The organism is Anaerocolumna sp. AGMB13025, from assembly GCF_029689925.1.
Lineage (GTDB): Bacteria > Bacillota > Clostridia > Lachnospirales > Lachnospiraceae > Anaerocolumna.
Window position 1 is genome coordinate 3,072,165 of sequence record NZ_CP121445.1, and the last position, 18,294, is coordinate 3,090,458.

General features: G+C 37.3%; 16 protein-coding genes. 14 read left to right on the forward strand and 2 right to left on the reverse strand.

Annotated features, from left to right (window positions below):
* The first annotated feature begins 176 nt into the window (after positions 1 to 176).
* The 5 genes from pta to QA584_RS12565 all read left to right on the forward strand — a co-directional run bounded on the left by pta (position 177) and on the right by QA584_RS12565 (position 3,885).
* Positions 177 to 1,169 carry a phosphate acetyltransferase gene (gene pta, locus QA584_RS12545; RefSeq protein WP_278274842.1) on the forward strand — a complete coding sequence of 331 codons (993 nt, stop codon included), beginning with the start codon at positions 177 to 179 and terminating at the stop codon, positions 1,167 to 1,169.
* A 102-nt stretch (positions 1,170 to 1,271) separates the two neighbouring features.
* Positions 1,272 to 2,459: an acetate kinase gene (locus tag QA584_RS12550; protein WP_278274843.1), complete on the forward strand. Its 1,188-nt coding sequence runs from the start codon at positions 1,272 to 1,274 to the stop codon at positions 2,457 to 2,459.
* A 220-nt stretch (positions 2,460 to 2,679) separates the two neighbouring features.
* On the forward strand, positions 2,680 to 3,207 hold the full coding sequence (locus tag QA584_RS12555) for a YceD family protein (RefSeq protein WP_278274844.1): 528 nt from the start codon (positions 2,680 to 2,682) through the stop codon (positions 3,205 to 3,207).
* 2 nt (positions 3,208 to 3,209) lie between these two features.
* Positions 3,210 to 3,392: a 50S ribosomal protein L32 gene (rpmF, locus tag QA584_RS12560; RefSeq protein WP_091687525.1), complete on the forward strand. Its 183-nt coding sequence runs from the start codon at positions 3,210 to 3,212 to the stop codon at positions 3,390 to 3,392.
* Between the two features lie 205 nt (positions 3,393 to 3,597).
* Positions 3,598 to 3,885, forward strand: coding sequence for a hypothetical protein (locus tag QA584_RS12565; protein ID WP_278274845.1), 288 nt, complete (start codon positions 3,598 to 3,600; stop codon positions 3,883 to 3,885).
* A 103-nt stretch (positions 3,886 to 3,988) separates the two neighbouring features.
* On the opposite strand, the gene QA584_RS12570 is transcribed toward QA584_RS12565, so the two are convergent.
* Together QA584_RS12570 and QA584_RS12575 are read right to left on the reverse strand one after the other, a co-directional pair.
* The gene (locus QA584_RS12570) at positions 3,989 to 4,165 is read right to left on the reverse strand and encodes a hypothetical protein (RefSeq protein WP_278274846.1); all 177 of its coding nucleotides are present in this window, start codon (positions 4,163 to 4,165) and stop codon (positions 3,989 to 3,991) included.
* A 160-nt stretch (positions 4,166 to 4,325) separates the two neighbouring features.
* Positions 4,326 to 5,594, reverse strand: a complete 1,269-nt coding sequence (locus QA584_RS12575) for a ribonuclease H-like domain-containing protein (RefSeq protein ID WP_278274847.1) — start codon at positions 5,592 to 5,594, stop codon at positions 4,326 to 4,328.
* Positions 5,595 to 5,764: 170 nt separating this feature from the next.
* Between QA584_RS12575 and cls the strand changes: the two genes are divergently transcribed.
* The 9 genes from cls (at position 5,765) to QA584_RS12620 (ending at position 17,960) form a co-directional block, all read left to right on the forward strand.
* A complete protein-coding gene (gene cls / locus QA584_RS12580) occupies positions 5,765 to 8,260 on the forward strand; it encodes a cardiolipin synthase (protein ID WP_278274848.1) in 2,496 nt (831 codons plus the stop codon).
* Positions 8,261 to 8,430: 170 nt separating this feature from the next.
* Entirely contained in the window at positions 8,431 to 9,054 is a 624-nt protein-coding gene (gene ruvA, locus QA584_RS12585) for a Holliday junction branch migration protein RuvA (protein ID WP_278274849.1), read from the forward strand.
* 19 nt (positions 9,055 to 9,073) lie between these two features.
* The gene (ruvB, locus tag QA584_RS12590; protein ID WP_278274850.1) at positions 9,074 to 10,078 is read left to right on the forward strand and encodes a Holliday junction branch migration DNA helicase RuvB; all 1,005 of its coding nucleotides are present in this window, start codon (positions 9,074 to 9,076) and stop codon (positions 10,076 to 10,078) included.
* 95 nt (positions 10,079 to 10,173) lie between these two features.
* Positions 10,174 to 10,590, forward strand: coding sequence for a cell division protein ZapA (locus QA584_RS12595; RefSeq protein WP_278274851.1), 417 nt, complete (start codon positions 10,174 to 10,176; stop codon positions 10,588 to 10,590).
* A 335-nt stretch (positions 10,591 to 10,925) separates the two neighbouring features.
* Entirely contained in the window at positions 10,926 to 13,421 is a 2,496-nt protein-coding gene (locus QA584_RS12600; protein WP_278274852.1) for a U32 family peptidase, read from the forward strand.
* Between the two features lie 43 nt (positions 13,422 to 13,464).
* Entirely contained in the window at positions 13,465 to 14,814 is a 1,350-nt protein-coding gene (locus QA584_RS12605) for an FtsW/RodA/SpoVE family cell cycle protein (RefSeq protein WP_278274853.1), read from the forward strand.
* Entirely contained in the window at positions 14,774 to 16,339 is a 1,566-nt protein-coding gene (locus tag QA584_RS12610) for a peptidoglycan D,D-transpeptidase FtsI family protein (RefSeq protein ID WP_278274854.1), read from the forward strand. The genes QA584_RS12605 and QA584_RS12610 overlap by 41 nt, the downstream gene beginning before the upstream one ends.
* Before the next feature lie 162 nt (positions 16,340 to 16,501).
* On the forward strand, positions 16,502 to 16,954 hold the full coding sequence (locus tag QA584_RS12615; protein WP_161839305.1) for an NUDIX hydrolase: 453 nt from the start codon (positions 16,502 to 16,504) through the stop codon (positions 16,952 to 16,954).
* A 193-nt stretch (positions 16,955 to 17,147) separates the two neighbouring features.
* Positions 17,148 to 17,960: a MerR family transcriptional regulator gene (locus QA584_RS12620; protein WP_278274855.1), complete on the forward strand. Its 813-nt coding sequence runs from the start codon at positions 17,148 to 17,150 to the stop codon at positions 17,958 to 17,960.
* Positions 17,961 to 18,294: the final 334 nt, after the last annotated feature.

Consider the following 18,294-nt stretch of genomic DNA (forward strand, 5'->3'; position numbering starts at 1 on the left):
CTTGTATACCAATTACATTTGGACTATAATGTATCTGAGATTTTGCTATTTGATATTGTTAAACAAATCGGTTTACCTATCATAGCATGTAATAATTATAAAGAATGTCTGCCATAAAAAGGCAGGCTTTAAACGACTGCCTAAAAGGTGTGTTATTTACGAAAGGAGATATTGACGTGGGATTTATTGACGCAATTAAGGAAAGAGCAAAGCAAAACAAAAAGACAATTGTATTACCTGAGACAAGTGATAAGAGAACATTGGAGGCTGCTTCTAAAATATTGGCAGAAGGAATTGCAAATATCGTTTTAGTAGGTAATGAAGAAGCCATTAAAAAGGAAGGTGCAGAATTTGATTTATCCGCAGCTTCTATAGTAGATCCAGCTGCTACAGACAAGCTGGAGTCTTATATTAATCTTTTAGTAGAATTAAGAAAAAGTAAAGGAATGACTCCGGAAGCTGCAAAAGAATTACTAACCAAGGATTATCTTACCTTTGGCGTAACTATGGTTAAAGCAGGTGATGCTGATGGTATGGTAGCAGGTGCTATTAATGCAACTGCTAATGTATTAAGACCATCTCTTCAAATTCTTAAAACAGCACCTGGTACAAAATTAGTTTCTGCATTTTTCGTTATGGTTGTTCCGAATTGCGAATATGGTTCTAATGGAACCTTTATCTTCTCTGATGCAGGTTTAAACCAGAATCCCAACGCAGAAGAATTAGCTGCAATCGCTGGCAGTTCAGCAAAGAGCTTTCAGTTATTAGTAGGTGAAGAACCAGTTGTAGCTATGCTTTCCCATTCCACCAAAGGAAGTGCAAAACACGCTGATGTAGATAAAGTAGTAGAAGCTACAAGAATAGCAAAAGAATTATATCCAGAAGTTAAACTGGATGGAGAATATCAGCTGGATGCAGCCATTGTACCAAGCGTTGGTGCTTCTAAGGCTCCTGGCAGTGATATCGCCGGAAAAGCGAATGTATTGATTTTCCCTGACCTTGATGCTGGAAATATTGGTTATAAATTAACCCAAAGACTTGCAAAAGCAGAAGCCTACGGACCAATCACTCAGGGTATTGCAAAACCTGTTAATGATTTATCCAGAGGATGCTCTGCGGATGATATCGTTGGTGTTATCGCAATTACAGCAGTACAAGCAGGTGCTTAAAGAACAACTTAATAAGTAGGTGGTAAAAGGTAGGAGGAGCTATTGAACCTGCCTTTTGCCGTTTATCCATAAAATTATATGTATACATTAAAGGAGAAAAATATGAAAGTTTTAGTTATTAACTGCGGCAGTTCATCACTGAAATATCAGTTGATTGATTCAGAGAGCGAAAAAGCATTAGCAGTCGGACTGTGCGAAAGAATTGGCATCGACGGTCGATTAAACCATACACCGGCAGGCGGCGAAAAAGTGGTTTTAGAAGCCCCTATGGAAAACCATGAAGCAGCCATTAAACTTGTGTTGGAAGCACTTATCGACAAAAACCATGGCGTAATTGAAACCCTTGGTGAGATTGGTGCGGTAGGACACAGAGTTGTACACGGCGGTGAGAAGTTTGCCTCTTCCGTAGTTATTACTGAGGAAGTGATAGCAGCCATTGAAGAATGTAATGATTTAGCACCTTTACACAACCCAGCCAACTTAATCGGAATCCGTGCCTGCCAGGCAATTATGCCAGGCATTCCTATGGTAGGGGTATTTGATACGGCGTTCCATCAGACTATGCCTGCGAAAGCTTACCTTTATGGTCTTCCTTATGAATATTATGAAAAATATAAAATAAGGAGATATGGTTTCCATGGAACCAGTCACAGCTATGTTGCAAAAAAAGCAATGGATTTAGCTAAATTAGAGGAAAAGAATTCAAAGATTATTGTTTGTCATTTAGGTAATGGTGCAAGTATTACTGCTGTATTAAACGGTAAATCGGTAGATACCAGCATGGGCTTTACACCTCTTGAAGGACTTATCATGGGAACCAGAAGCGGAAGTATTGATCCTGCAATTATTGAGTTTATTGCTAATAAAGAAAATAAATCCATTGAAGAAATCATGAACATCTTACAAAAGAAATCCGGTGTATACGGTATGTCCGGTGTTTCCAGTGATTTCAGGGATTTAGAGGCAGCAGCAAAAGCTGGTAATGAAAAAGCAAGAGTTGCTACGGAAGTATTCGTATACCGTGTAGCTAGATATATTGGTTCCTATGCGGCTGCTATGAATGGAGTTGACGCAATTGCATTTACAGCAGGACTTGGAGAAAATGACTGTAATGTAAGAGCAAGTGTTCTTTCTTATTTAGAATTCCTTGGTATAAAAGTGAATCAGGAGAACAATAATACCAGAGGTAAGGAAATTATTATTTCTACGGAAGATTCCAAAGTTAAGGTATGTGTAATACCAACAAACGAAGAGCTTGCTATTGCAAGAGAAACCGTAGCTTTACTGTAATACAGGTAATGTGGTTGAACCGGTATAACGGATAATGGAATAAATGCGGTAATGCCAATAAAACTAGTAATACCATAAATTTGGAATTATGTCAAACTGGTATTAAGATTATACCGGTAATACTATAATATGGTTATAAAATAGTAAAATAGCCATTGACAAAACATGGCTGTCTGACTATAATATAAGAAGTGCGAATTTTTAAAGATAGGAGATTGTCATGATTATTAATTTATCAGAGATAATGTCTGTTAAAGGCAATATCGAACATATACAAGCACCTATCGAACTAGAGAGTTTTTGTATGGAGGGAATAGAATATCCCTTTGCCAGCAAGTCTTTCGTGGATCTGACCATATCCCATTTGGGCGATCGGAAAGTGAAAATTGAGGGCGAAGCAAAATTATCTTTATTAATTCCGTGCAACAGATGCCTTGAGAAAGTTGAAACCTGGTTTGATTTAAAGATTCTACAGAATTTAGATTTCAAGCAAGGGTCAGATGACCGTATCGAGGAGCTAGACGAAACAAACTATATTAATGGATATGATCTGGATGTAGATTTACTGGTCTATAACGAAATCCTTATAGACTTTCCCATGAAGGTTCTGTGTGATGAGGACTGTAAGGGTATATGTAAGGTTTGCGGAACGAATTTGAATAAGAGTTCCTGTAACTGTGATAATACGGTTTCCGATCCCAGAATGTCAGTTATCCGAGATATATTCAATAATTTTAAGGAGGTGTAATCATGGGAGCTATCTGTCCAAAGAATAAATCTTCTAAAGCAAGAAGAGACAGCCGTAGAGCAAACTGGAAAATGTCTGCCCCTAACTTAGTTAAGTGCAGCAAGTGCGGTGCATTAATGGTACCACATAGAGTTTGCAAAGCTTGTGGATCTTATAACAAGAAAGAAATCATTCCTCAAGACTAGTAAGAGTAAAATTAAGGCTTTCCGAAGTTCTTCGGAAAGCCTTTTTACATGGAGGCAATAGTAGGTGATATTTTGCAGCACCGGGTATACTTAGGCGTTAGGCAGCATACTAGGATGCTGCTAAGTCTTTGGGGGGGGTCATTTTTATTCGATATTGCATATCAATTAATTATATTGTAATATATAAAGTAGGAGGTGGGGAATAATGGATTTGAAATCAAACAAATTGAACCTAAGAAGATTGAATTTATCAGCATGGCTGATGGTGTTGTTTACCTACCTATTGCCATATCGTTATGCTGATGGTTTTGAAACTACATTCGGGTATCCAATCCCTTATATAACGATTCATGATATACCTATTGAAAGAACTCCCTTTATGTCTATGAATATCAATGTGCTGGCTTTCTTAATTAATATATTTATTATTTATATTATAATTTCTTTAGCAACAAAGTTATGGAAAAGACTATCAAAAAAGATTAGTAATTGAAGTTTATGTTTGATATAGAGATAGATTGTGAATAAAGGAGAGGCTGTAGCATATTTCAGGTTCTTAATCCTGAAATATGCTACAGCCTCTTTCATGAAAAACTTTAATTCCCGCCAGGACCATCACGGCGTTCCCTGTCATCCGTATCTGTGCTGTCTATACTTGTGAAGGTAGGAAGTTTCCTGGTATCTGTATCTGTACTGGAACTGCCGGATTTCTTTTGGGAAGCTTTACTGGTTGCAGAATTATTTTTACCTGCTTTGTTTTTGGTATTTGCCATAACTATCTCCTTTCTTATGGACTAATAATAACTACTGCAAAATAATATCCCAGAAAGCTTGATTTATATCTGCGTATGGTTTGATTTATTTTGCGGCAGTCTTTATGGAAAATAGTATGGTTTAATTTTTTTATATTATACTAATAAAAATATTGTGAAATTATTGAAGTATTATGGTTGACTTATTCGTTATAATATATTGAAGGAGTGATTGTATATACTTATAAATTTTTTCAGGCTCCCTGAAAGCTTCGTTAGTAAGTTCAAAATAAGTTATTTTATCCTGAAAGCTGTTCTTGAACCAGGGTGAAAACTGTGAATCTGTCTGAGGTAGAAAACGGCTGTATTTTTTATTGTAGCAGGTGCCGGGTTTGGCTTTTACCTTGAAGTCCTTATCCACATATTGGGCAACACTTTTATGTATGGCGGTATCCTCTTTGGGTAAATAATAATAATCTCTGTAATTATCAAAGAAATATTTCAGTTCACCTTCATATATTGGAAGTATAATCTTCATCTGATTTTCATCCAGTGAAAGCCGAATGGAACAGGGAATCTGCGCTTCATTTTCCATATCCTGCATAAACAAAGGAAATGGTGAACGCAGAGTAACCGGTTGTGGCAGACGATAAGGGAGCGTAATTGAAAAGTGGATAAAAGCTTCATTCGGATCGTCAGATATGGTTGCTTTCAGGGTCAAGGGGTCAGTAAGGGGCGGGGTAACTAGTACCTCACAATAATAGAGTATATCAGCAACCTGAATCAGGCCTTTTACATCCTCTAGATTATGTAAAAGAAGTATCTGGGATAATTCCTCAGAAGTCAGATTCTTGGTATTATCCTTTTCTTTATGGGTTATAATATCTGTCAAATTGACTTTTTGGCTGACGGAGACGGATTTTTTTCCGGCTAATTTTTCATATTGGACCCGTCCTAAGTAATTGGCATAAATCTGTATCAGATCTTCACCGCTAAATATGTCTGTGCGGTTAAGACCCACGAATTGCTCAATGGTTTTCAGCTTATAATTTGGAAGAGGCAGCATTTTTTTAAAAGGGAGTATTTTCTTATAGATATCAAAACTCTCTAGGTTATCAAAGGTGTAATCCAGGTGGTGGCGTCTGCATTTCTGCAGAATAAACGGGATGTCAAAGCCGCTGCCGTTAAAATGAATCAGGCGTTTGTAGGATTTTAAGGTCTGGAAAAAGGCCTCTAAGATAGAAATTTCGCTGTTCATATCATCCGCAAGCCACTGGGTCATCTGCCAGGTGTTATTTTTATAATACATGCAGCCAATTAAATACAGATAAGAAGTATTTGCTGAAAAACCTGTAGTTTCTATATCAAAAAAGATAATGTCCTCCCAGTTATAAGGGTACATTAAAGGATAGGAAGGATTAATTTGTAATATTGTATGGATTGTTTTCATGTTTTTTTCCTTAATCGACAAAGTTTCTTAACCTTACCCTAATTATTTTATCATAAATGGTTAACTTTACAAGAGCAGAATAAAATTGTAAAATAAATGTGTATTTCATGTGTTATATATGTTAAAATATGCATAATATCTTTTGATATTCCAATTAAAGGCGGATTACTATGTGGGACATACAAATTCTTGGACTTGATTTTTTTGATATTTTTTATAATTTCATTATATATTCATTTCTTGGTTGGATCTATGAAAGCACTTTCGTATCGATTACGAAGAAAAGCTGGGTGAACAGAGGCTTTTTAAACGGACCGATTATTCCTATCTATGGAGCCGGCGCTACAATGGTTTATATTGTATTCTGGCGGTACCGGAATCAGTATCTGCTGATATTTACCGGAGGTATGGTCTTAGCGACTTTACTTGAATATATCACGTCTCTTCTTATGGAACAATTATTTCATGCTAAATGGTGGGATTACAGTGATAAAAAATTCAATGTGAATGGGCGGATCTGCTTAGCTGCCTCCTTATTTTGGGGTGTTTTATCCCTTATTATGACGGAATTATTACAGCCGGCTATGGTTAAGCTATTAGATGCCATTCCGAAAGAGTACGGAACATATGCAGGATATGTAATAATTACGCTCCTTCTCTCCGATACAACTGTAACGGTGGTACATACTCTTAAGCTGGATAGGGTGCTTTCAGATCTTCAAAGACTTAAAACAGATTTTCAGGATTATATCGAAAAGAGCAGAATTTATGAAACCAAAGAAGAATTAAAACGCAGGCTCTCTGTCTATAAAGCTTCTGAACTGTTGGATGGCATAAAATCATTTATGGAGGATAACAGAGATAAATTAATTGAAAGAAATATGACAAAAGACGGGTTTGAATTCAAGAAACTGCGTCTGGAGATAGAAGGACATGTAAAAGAGTATCTAAACAGATTACAGGTCAGAGAGAGCAAGACTAGTTTTGTTCAACGACGTCTGTTAAAAGCCTTTCCCGATATGCGCTCCATGCGTCACGAAGTGGAATTAACTAGTTTAAAAGAAAGATTTATAAAAAGTATTAAAAAAGAGAGGTGGTGTAATATGAGCAATATTTTAAGTGATGATTTAAAAGGAACGAGTAAAAGCTACTTAAGCGGTTTTTTACGTGTTGCTTTAGTAGGAATATTAGTTTTAATTCAGTTTGTTCTTCTTTTTCTGCTTACATATTGGCTTAGTGCGTCCACAATTTATATTTATATGATTATTGAGATATTCAGTATATTTGTAACGATTGGTCTGGTTAATGATAACAGAAGTCCTTCTTACAAAATCGGCTGGATCTGTATTGTACTCATCCTGCCCTTAACCGGGCATATTATGTATGCCCTATGGGGAAAAGCGGGTTCAAAGAAGAAAATAGAAAAACAAGTACTCGCCAAGTTAAACCATGGTTATCAGTATCTGCACTATGATTCTGATCTGGCGGTAGAATATGCTTTAAAATATCCTACCAAAAGCAGGATTTCAAGATATATGGAATCTCAGCACTTCCCGTTGTTTAAGAATAATCAGATCCAGTATTATCCAATGGGTGAGGATACCTTTGAAGCCATATTTGAAGATATAAAGAATGCCAAAAAGTTCATACTGATTAATTTCTTTATTGTCGGTGAAGGGGTTCTCTGGGATAATATGCATAAACTCCTTCTCCAAAAGATAAAAGAAGGTATCCGGGTTAAATTTATGTATGATGATTTTGGTGCAACCCTTCGGACTCCAAAGAATTTCAGAAAGAATCTGGAAGCGGAAGGGTTTGAAATAGCTGTTTTTAATCCAATCCACAAATATACGGATAAATTGTATATGAACTATAGAAGCCATCAGAAAATAATTGTAATAGACGGTAATATTGGATATACCGGTGGTATGAATCTGGCGGATGAGTATGTGAACCTGGTGAAACGGTTTGGAACCTGGAAGGACAATGCGGTTCGAGTTGCAGGTGATGCAGTCTGGGGACTTACGGTTACCTTCCTGCAGATGTGGGAAATCTGCAACAACAATACAAGAATTGATTATGATACCTATCGTCCTACAATGAAATTTGAGCCAAGTGATGTATACTGCCATGTCATATCCGACGGACCGGCTAATAACCCTAATAATCCGATTGAAACAGTTTACATGCAGATTATAAATTATGCTAAGAAATATGTCTATATTACAACACCTTATCTTATTATTGAGGACGATATGAAGCAGGCGCTGATTACCGCAGTTAAAAGCGGTATTGACGTTAGAATCATAACTCCGTATATACCGGATAAGAAGAATGTAAAAAGATTAACCAATTATAATTATGGGCAGCTACTGGAGGCCGGCGTTAAAATCTACGAATACAAACCTGGATTTATCCATGCAAAAACTATTATTAACGAAGACTGCGGAATTGTCGGAACCATCAATATGGATTACCGAAGCTTTTATCTCCATTATGAATGCGGACTGTGGATGTGTAACAGACAGGCCATTGATGTGATAAAGGATGACTTATTAGATACTATGGACATCAGTCTTTTAATAACCTATCAGGATTGGAAGAACCGTCCCTGGTATTTAAAAACTTATCAGAGAATACTGAATTTATTCTCAACTTTAATGTAGATATAAATATGTAATCCTTAAGGCTTTATAGTATAGCTGCTTCTGACAGGAGTGTGTTGTGGGTTCTGTGTATAACGAACATCTGTTTTGAAAGTTCTTGCTTAATTCCTTTATTAAGGTTATAATAAAGAAAGATTAAGCAGGAACTTGATTGAAAGGCATGGTGTTATATGATATCGTACATAAAAGGTGAATTAACAGAAGTGAGCGAAGAAGGAATCACGATAGAGGCAAACGGCTTGGGTTATGAAGTTCGTATGCCCCTTTCTTCTTTAGACAGTCTGCCAAGAACCGGCAGCCAGCTAAAGGTATATACCTATCTGTATGTCAGAGAGGATGCCATCGGGTTATTTGGATTTTTGACCCGTGACGATTTAAAGGTATTTAAACTCTTGATTACCGTCAATGGCATCGGTCCCAAAGGTGCGTTAGGAATTTTATCTGCAATTACTCCGGATGATTTGCGGTTTGCCGTGTTATCCGATGATGTAAAGACAATAGCAAAAGCCCCCGGAATCGGTAATAAAACAGCTAGTAAGCTGATTATTGAATTAAAAGATAAGTTGAAACTAGAAGATGCATTTGAGCAAAAACTGATAAATCAGATGGAGGGACAGCCACCCCTTAAGGGTACCGGCTCAGTTGCTGCCGATATCAGAAAAGAGGCAATCGAGGCACTGGTGGTTTTAGGTTATTCCGCTACCGATGCGGCCAAAGTTGTAAGAAATACGGAAATTAAAGAAGGTATGACTTCGGAAGATGTATTAAAGCAAAGTTTAAAAAGCTTACTATAATTGAAAAGCTGGGTGCAAAATGGGAAAGAGAATCATAACAACAGATTTAATCGAGGAAGACAAAAAAATAGAGAGTACTTTAAGACCTCAGCTTCTGGAGGATTATATTGGACAAACCAAGGCAAAGGAAAATCTGAAGGTATATATTGAAGCTGCCAAGAGAAGGAAGGAAAGTCTGGATCATGTCCTGTTTTATGGGCCTCCCGGGCTTGGTAAGACTACATTGGCAGGGATTATTGCCAATGAAATGTCTGTTAATATGAAGGTTACCTCAGGACCTGCAATTGAAAAACCTGGTGAGATGGCAGCTATCCTTAATAATCTGCAGGAAGGTGATGTCTTATTTGTAGATGAAATACACCGGCTAAACAGACAGGTGGAGGAACTATTATATCCGGCTATGGAGGATTACGCAATTGATATTGTAATCGGAAAAGGTGCATCTGCCAAATCCATTCGACTGGATCTGCCAAAGTTTACTCTGGTGGGGGCCACCACCAGGGCAGGAATGCTTACCCCGCCTTTACGTGACCGGTTTGGGGTAGTTAACCGTCTGGAATTTTATACGGTAGACGAGTTAAAGGTAATTATCAGCCGCTCTGCACAAGTATTCCAGGTTAAGATTGATGAAGAAGGTGCCTTAGAGCTAGCCAGGCGCTCAAGGGGTACGCCAAGGCTTGCCAATCGACTGTTAAAGCGGGTCAGGGATTTTGCCCAGGTAAAATATGACGGTTATATTACGAAAGAAGTAGCAGATTTTGCTCTGGATTTACTGGAAGTGGACAAGTTAGGTCTCGACAATACCGACAGGGAGATTTTATTTACTATGATTGAAAAGTTTGGAGGCGGACCAGTTGGAATTGAAACGGTTGCAACTACCATCGGTGAAGATACCGGAACCATTGAAGAAGTATATGAGCCTTATCTGGTTCAGAACGGGCTTATTTTAAGGACTCCAAGAGGCAGGGTAGTATCGGATCTGGCATATAAGCATTTTGGACTGGGGCAAGAAAAGCTTGTGTAACTGGAAGAGATAGTTTATAATGTAACTTATCGGAAATGATAAAATTCCATCCTTGCCCTATTACAGGCGGTACTATAAATCTGAGGAGCGATTACATGAATAAGATGAACAATATCGAAGTAATCATCAATAACAAAAGATATACTTTAAGAGGGTATGAAAGTGAAGAATACCTTCAGAAGGTTGCATCTTATATTAATAATAAACATCAGGAGTTTAAAAAGCAGGACTTTTATAAATTGCTGGATTCAGAAATGAAAGGCATTCTGATGGAAATCAATATAGCGGATGATTATTTTAAAATCCGTAATCAGATAAAAGAGATCGAAATTGAAAATGAGAGTAAAGGCAATGAAATCTTTGAAATAAAGCATGAACTAATATCCACTCAGACGAAACTGGAAGCGGCTGCAAAGGAAATAGAAGCGCTGAAAAAAGAATTATACGAAGCACAGAAAACCAATATCCGGTTAGAAACGGAATTAATGGATAAGAATAAAGAAAATAAATAGTAAAAGAAGGCTGTTGCAAAACTCATAATTTATATTACTTACACAGGTACTTGTGCAGGGAATTAACTTATAGTTTGCTGCAGCTCATTTTTTAAGATAAAGTGTATAAAATATGATAGTTAACCCGGAACGCTTCCTTATTATATTCTGGCTGATAATCAAATGCCATATGATAATCATGTGCCATTTGATTATCAAGTGCCATTTGATTATCATGTGCCAATAGCGGGTGATGGGAAGCCATGTCACAGAGGTGAAAAGAAAACATAATTACTGAAAGGATGCCGCAAAACAACTTATAACCTTTCTTTTTGCGGCAGTGCAATGGAATTAAAATGAAAAAAATTGAAATATTAGCCCCGGCAGGTTCCTATGAAAGCCTGGTGGCAGCAGTAAATGCTTCCTGTGATGCGGTTTATATAGGCGGGACAAAATTCGGTGCAAGGGCATATGCCGATAATCTTTCGGATGAAACCATGCTTCGTGCCATAGATTATATCCATATTCACGATAAAAAAATATATATGACGGTGAATACCTTGCTGAAAAACTCCGAACTGGAGCAGGAGCTTTATGATTACCTCTTTCCATATTATAAACAGGGACTGGATGCTGTTATTGTACAGGATACAGGGGTGCTGCAGTTTATCGGAAAGCACTTTCCGGAACTGCCTATTCATGCCAGTACCCAGATGTCCTTAACGATGGCTCAGGGAGCAGAGGTTCTTAAGAATAAGGGTGTTACCAGAATTGTCACGGCCAGGGAGTTAGGGCTTTTGGAAGTAAAAAGCCTCAGGGAGGGAACGGACCTTGAGATAGAGTCTTTTGTCCATGGTGCGTTATGTTACTGTTATTCCGGTCAGTGCCTTATGAGCAGTATGATTGGCGGGCGAAGCGGGAATAGAGGAAGATGTGCCCAGCCCTGCCGTATGCCCTATAAGCTGCTAAATAATGGCAAACAGGTATCCGCTTTGGAGGATAAATACCTGTTAAGTCCTAAGGATATGTGCACACTGGATCTGATCCCTCAGTTGATTGAAGCCGGAATTGATTCCTTTAAAATCGAAGGAAGGATGAAAAGGCCAGAATATACTGCCGGTGTCACAGCAGCATACCGTAAATATACGGATAAATACCTGGAACTTGGCAAAGAAAAATATGAAATTTTCCGCCAGACTCATAAATCTGAAATAAATCAGGATATTATGGACTTGCAGGATTTATATAACCGGGGAGGATTTACCCCAGGATATTACAGTGAAAGAAACGGAAAATCCATGATCTCATTAAACCGCCCAAACCATAGTGGTGTACAGGTGGGTAATGTTGTTGGAGTAAAGAATAATCAGGCGGTAATTAAACTGATTCAGGATATTAATGCCCAGGATATTTTAGAAATCAGGGATGGATCGGAGAACTTGTATGAATTTACCGTAAAAACAGCAGAAGTGAAAGAAAACAAGTATTCTGCAAACTTTAAAAAAGGCATCAGGATTATGCCTGGTAATTGTGTTTACCGGACAAAGAATAATAGATTAATAAACGCCTTATCAGCGGAATATCTGGAAAAAGAGGATAAAATACTGATATCCGGAGAATTAAAGGTTGAGACTGGTAAACCGATAAAGCTTAGACTTTTTTACAAGGATACGATTGCAGAAGTCATCGGAGATCTTGCACAAGAAGCCAGAAATCAGCCTATGACGGAGGACAAGCTTAGAAAACAGCTCATAAAAACCAATGATACGGCCTATGAATTTAAGGATTTAACTATACTGCTGGAGGGAAACTCCTTTATTCCGGTACAAAAAATCAATGAATTACGAAGAAATGGTATAACAGCCCTGTCAGAAGCGATTGCATTAAAATACAGACGCAGTGCAGCATACGGTCTTCTTAAGGAACAGGATAATAAACAGGACTGTAAACAGGAGGGGACACTGTCATATCAGGAGGACAAAAAAACTCTTGGGATCAGTGCAGCAGTCAGTACGAAAGAACAGGCTCTGGCGGCCTGTGAAGTGCCGGAAGTCACTAATATTTACTTAGAAAGTGATGCAGTACCCTTTACCGATTTAACAGAACTAACCGGATATATTAGAAATAAAGGGAAAAATTGTTACCTACTTCTGCCCTTTATCTTCCGCAAAGCCACTTATGAGAATTTTCTGCGGAATAAAACCATATTGACAGACAATACTATTAATGGATATATTTTGCGTTGTTATGAAGAGTATTACTTTGTAACCAAAGAGTTACAGACGGTAGTTCTTAATAAGGAACTGATAACGGATTATAACCTGTATGTTATGAACCGATCCGGAGCGGAATTTTGGAAGGATTTAGGCATCAGTAACTTTACGGCACCAGTGGAATTAAACTATAATGAATTAAAAGAGATGGATCGTGTCTTCCATGATATTATTGTATATGGATACCTTCCGCTTATGATCTCCGCTCAATGCCTTATAAAGACAGTGACTGGGGGCAGCAATAAGAATTATACGAAGACTAGTGATACTCCCTGCTGTGGGATTGATTGGAATGAGTCAGTATTAACCGACCGGTTTAATAAGAATTTCCGGGTAAAACGGCATTGCAGAGAGTGTTTTAATACCATATATAATAGTCAGTGTTTGTCCCTGCTTTCTAATACAGATGAGATAAAGGAACTAAAGACCAGGCATATAAGGTTAAATTTTACGAATGAATCCTATGAGGAAACAAGAAAAATCCTCGGAGCATTTGTAGACAGTTATATCTTTGGCAGCAGGAATATTGATGAGATAAAAGATTTCACACGCGGACACTTTAAGCGTGGCGTAGAATAGATGACCGGATATATGAAACGATTTATAAAGGGGTTGAGTGGGATTGGTTAATATAATTACGGAATTTTCGAAATATATCAATATTGTTTTGATTGCTGTTTATACCTATTATGCGTTCCGTGTATTTGGTTTTGAAGATAAAAAGAAACAAAACAGGATTTACCGGAGAATGAGCTATCTGCTATTTGCATTTCACTTCATCTGCTATCTGGTACTATATCTGAATGTAAAAAGTGTAAAGACAATATTTTTATATGCAATGGAAGCGGCGGCAATGATACTGGTTTTATGTCTTTATCAATGGATCTATGTGAATCTTTCCAAACAGATTCTTCATAATATGTTATTTTTCATAACCACCGGTTATGTAATGCTGACCAGATTATCCTTTGACAAAGCAGTAAAACAGTTTCTCATAGCCTCCGCAGCCCTGGGGCTGTGTCTGGTTATTCCGCTGCTGATGGATAAGATCAAACATTTAGCAAGATTAGGATGGATATATGGTGTCTTTGGAGTTTTATTGCTCTCCTCCGTATTCGTCTGGGGGGTTGAAAATTACGGTGCTACCAACTGGATAAGGATTGCAGGTATCACCTTTCAGCCTTCGGAATTTGTGAAGCTGATATTTGTTTTTTGCATTGCAGCCCTTTTATCAAAAAGGACAGATTTTAAGTATATCATATTGGTAACAGCCCTGGCGGCTCTTCATGTCATTATTTTGGTGTTGGAAAAGGATTTAGGCGGTGCATTAATATTTTTTATCACTTATCTGGTTATGTTATTTGTAGCAACCTCCCAGCCAATCTATTTTTTCGCGGGATTAATTGCAGGGAGCGGAGCATCTTATCTGGCATATCACTTGTTTAACCATGTCCGGGTAAGAGTTATGGTTTGGAGAAATCCCTGGTCTTTAATTGATAAAGAAGGGTATCAGGTATCCCAGTCCTTATTTGCCATCGGAACCGGGGGGTGGTTTGGCATGGGCTTATATCATGGACTTCCAACCAGTATTCCGGTAGTGGCAAGTGATTTTATTTTCTCGGCAATTTCGGAGGAGATGGGCGGTCTTTTTGCTGTCTGCCTGATTTTAATCTGCATCAGTACCTTCGTTATGTTTATAAACATTGCAATGAAGTTAAATAATACCTTTTATAAACTGATAGCTTTAGGGCTTAGTATTATGTATATTTTCCAGGTTTTTTTGTCTATCGGAGGAGTAACCAAGTTTATCCCGTCTACCGGTGTTACTCTGCCCCTTATCAGTTACGGCGGCAGTTCCATATTAAGCAGCATAATAATGTTTAGTGTGATCCAGGGACTTTATGTACTGGGTCAGGACAGGAATGAGAATATTGAAAAAAGAAAAAGAAAACGCAAAAAAGAAACTGAATAAAGTAAAAGCCGCATTTAAATCGGATAAAATCAATGCCTTAAATCAGGCACTTCACGAAGACAAGGAGAGTTCTCCAGAGAACGAAATAACAGTACCGAAGATAAAAGCTGCAAAAAAGGAAAAGACGAATCGGGAAATCATGCTGGTTACCTATATTTTTGCAGGTTTATTTGTATTGGTACTGGGGTATTTTGTGAATTTTATGGTTACCCAAAGTTCGGAGGTAATTAATAATGCCTATAATCAAAGGCAGGATTTGCTGGCGGAACAGATTGTTCGAGGTGATATTATCTCTTCGGATGGTCAGATTCTGGCTCATACCGTTACAGATAAAAAAGGAAAAGAAAAGAGGGTTTATCCCTTTGGAAGTATGTTTGCCCATGTGGTAGGGCGCTTTTCTAAAGGAAAGACCGGTATTGAAGCTTCTGAGAATTTTCACCTGCTAACCTCCAATAACAATGAAATCAGTAAAATTCTAAGGGAATTATCCGGAGAAAAAAATATCGGGGACAATGTAGTTACTACGATTGACAGCAGGCTTCAGAAAGCTGCCTATGAAGCGCTTGGAGATAATAAAGGCGCGGTGGTGGTAACAGAACCATCCTCAGGTAAAATACTTGCAATGGTTTCAAAACCTGACTATGACCCAAATAATATTAATGTTTTATGGGAAGACTTATTAAAAGACAGTGATAATGATTCAGCCCTAATTAACCGTGCGACTCAAGGATTATATCCACCCGGCTCCACCTTTAAGATACTTACGGCATTGGAATATATGAAAGAAAATCCTGATTATGAGGATTATACTTATGATTGTACAGGTAAAGGTAAATTTAATAGTGTAACGATTAACTGTTATAATAACAAGGTTCACGGAAAAGAAGACTTAAAAGAATCTTTTGCAAAATCCTGTAATGCCTCCTTTGCCAATATCGGTATTACCTTGGATGTTGCCTCTTTTCATAAATTATGCGAAAGATTTTTATTTAATGAACCTTTGCCAACCAATCTGGCATATAATCAAAGTAGTTATGTTCTGACCTCAAAATCTCCTAAGAGTGAAATACCTCAGACGGTAATCGGTCAGGGAAAAACCCAGATCACTCCGCTTCATAATGCTCTGATTGCGTCAACCATAGCCAACGGCGGGGTTATGATGAAACCTTATGTAGTTGACCATATTGAGAATCAGGGCGGTACAGTAATTAAAAAATACATGCCGGAGATTTACGATACTTTGATTACACCGGATGAGGCCCAGATCATGACTTCCTTTATGCGTGAAGTGGTAAAAAGCGGAACTGGGTCGGCTTTAAATAATAAGAGTTACACCGTAGCAGGTAAAACCGGCTCTGCAGAGTATGTTGAAAATAAACCGGCCCATGCCTGGTTTGTTGGCTTTGCACCTGCTGAAAAGCCTGAAATTGCCGTAAGTATAATCGTGGAAAGTGTAGGAACCGGTAGTGAATATGCGGTACCCATTGCTTCTAAAATATTCAAAACTTACTTTAATAATAAGTAAATTGATATTATATTTGGCGCATTTTCATTAGTCAGCGTTGAAAATGACATGGGAGATAGGATGTATTTGTGAGTATTGCATAAATATTAGTTGAACAATTATGAAAAATGATGTATACTGTTAGTAGAAAAATCGACACACCAATATACAGGAGGGATTGCGATGATTGAAGCAACGAGCTGTGGCGGTGTAGTTATATTCAGAGGAAAGATTTTACTACTGTATAAGAACTATAAAAATAAATATGAAGGTTGGGTTCTGCCAAAAGGGACTGTGGAGGAAGGCGAAGAATATAAGGAGACAGCAATACGTGAAGTGAAAGAAGAAACTGGAACGGATGCTTCTATTATTAAGTATATCGGCAAGAGCCAGTATACATTCAGCACACCGCAGAATACAGTAATAAAGGATGTTCATTGGTACTTAATGATGTCTGATAGCTATTACAGCAAACCACAAAGAGAAGAATATTTTATGGATTCCGGATATTACAAATTTCATGAAGCATACCATATGTTAAAGTTTTCTAATGAAAAACAGATACTGGAACGTGCCTATAATGAATATGTAGATTTAAAAAAGAGTAATCTCTGGGGTAATAAAAAGTATTTCTGAACAATTTTATCAAATTAGCATAACTAAAATAACTTATATGAAAAATAAAAAGACAGGTAATTATTACTTGTCTTTTTGTATGACTGACAGCTGGTGGGTGTAGGTTGAAAAATAAATTTTTCAACCGCAAGTTTGTGCTTGCACAGCACAAACTTAGTATGCGTAAAGAGCGTGCGCAAGAATAGGTGCTAAAATGAAATATACGATTAGTGAATTTGCGGAATTACTAGGAGTGACGGTCGATACAATAAGGCTGTACGAAAAATATGGAATAGTAAAACCAATTAAAAGTAAAAAAAATAATTACCGGTATTTTGACGATTTAGATGCCAGGAATATGCTTATGAGCAGATGGTACAGGAGCCTTGAGTTTTCCATGCAGGAAGTTTCTTCCCTTACTAGAAAAAGTACAACGGATGCTATTATTCATAAAATTAATGAAAGAAAAGTTAATTTAACCAAGGAAATTGAACGTAAATTGATGATCCTTAAAAAACTGGAGGAGATAACGGACAATTTTTCCGATCTAGAGTCAATAGAAAATAAGTGTGTGGCAAAAGAACTGCCGGGTATTTACAGAATCAGGCAGACGGATAAAAACAATCTGGTAAAAAGCGAAGATTTAATTAAAAAAGTGGAAGAGTGGATGAAATACCTGCCATTTGCATTCTTTTCTTTTCATATTAATAGTATGGAAGTACTGTCAACGGATGATACCTTTGATTACAACTGGGGGTTGGCCCTGGAGGAAAAAGATGCAGCACTCCTTGGTATTAAAGCTGATGAAGGGATTGAGTATATTGAAGGCAAAAAATATATTTCATCTATTATTAAGACTACCGGAGATTATATAACCAGAGAATCAATGCAGTTTATGATAGACTATATACATGAAAATCAATTAAAGATGGATGGCGATATAATTGGAAGAATTATTCTGACTGAAAAAACCCAGGACGTAAGACAAACCTTTTTAGAGGTCAATATACCAGTTGATTCGATATAATCAACCAAACTGTCTTAATATGTAATTCCGGTATTGCTGATACTATAAAACAGAGGTACCGGTATTCGTTAGGGCGGCGGATCATCCGATTAATTGAGTGTTACATTATCAGATATTCAAAAAAATAATTTCTTTATATCTTTTTATTCTAATACGAAGGTCAGGGATTGACTATAATTCAGTAATATTATAATCCAAATAATACTAAATGCATACTTGGAACGAAAAAAACGGAAAAAAAGATAGTTTGTTAATTAACAAACTATTGACATTGGTCTTACACCAAGGTGTAACATTTATTAAGCAGTCTTGTAAAGCTGCTGAATGTTAAAAA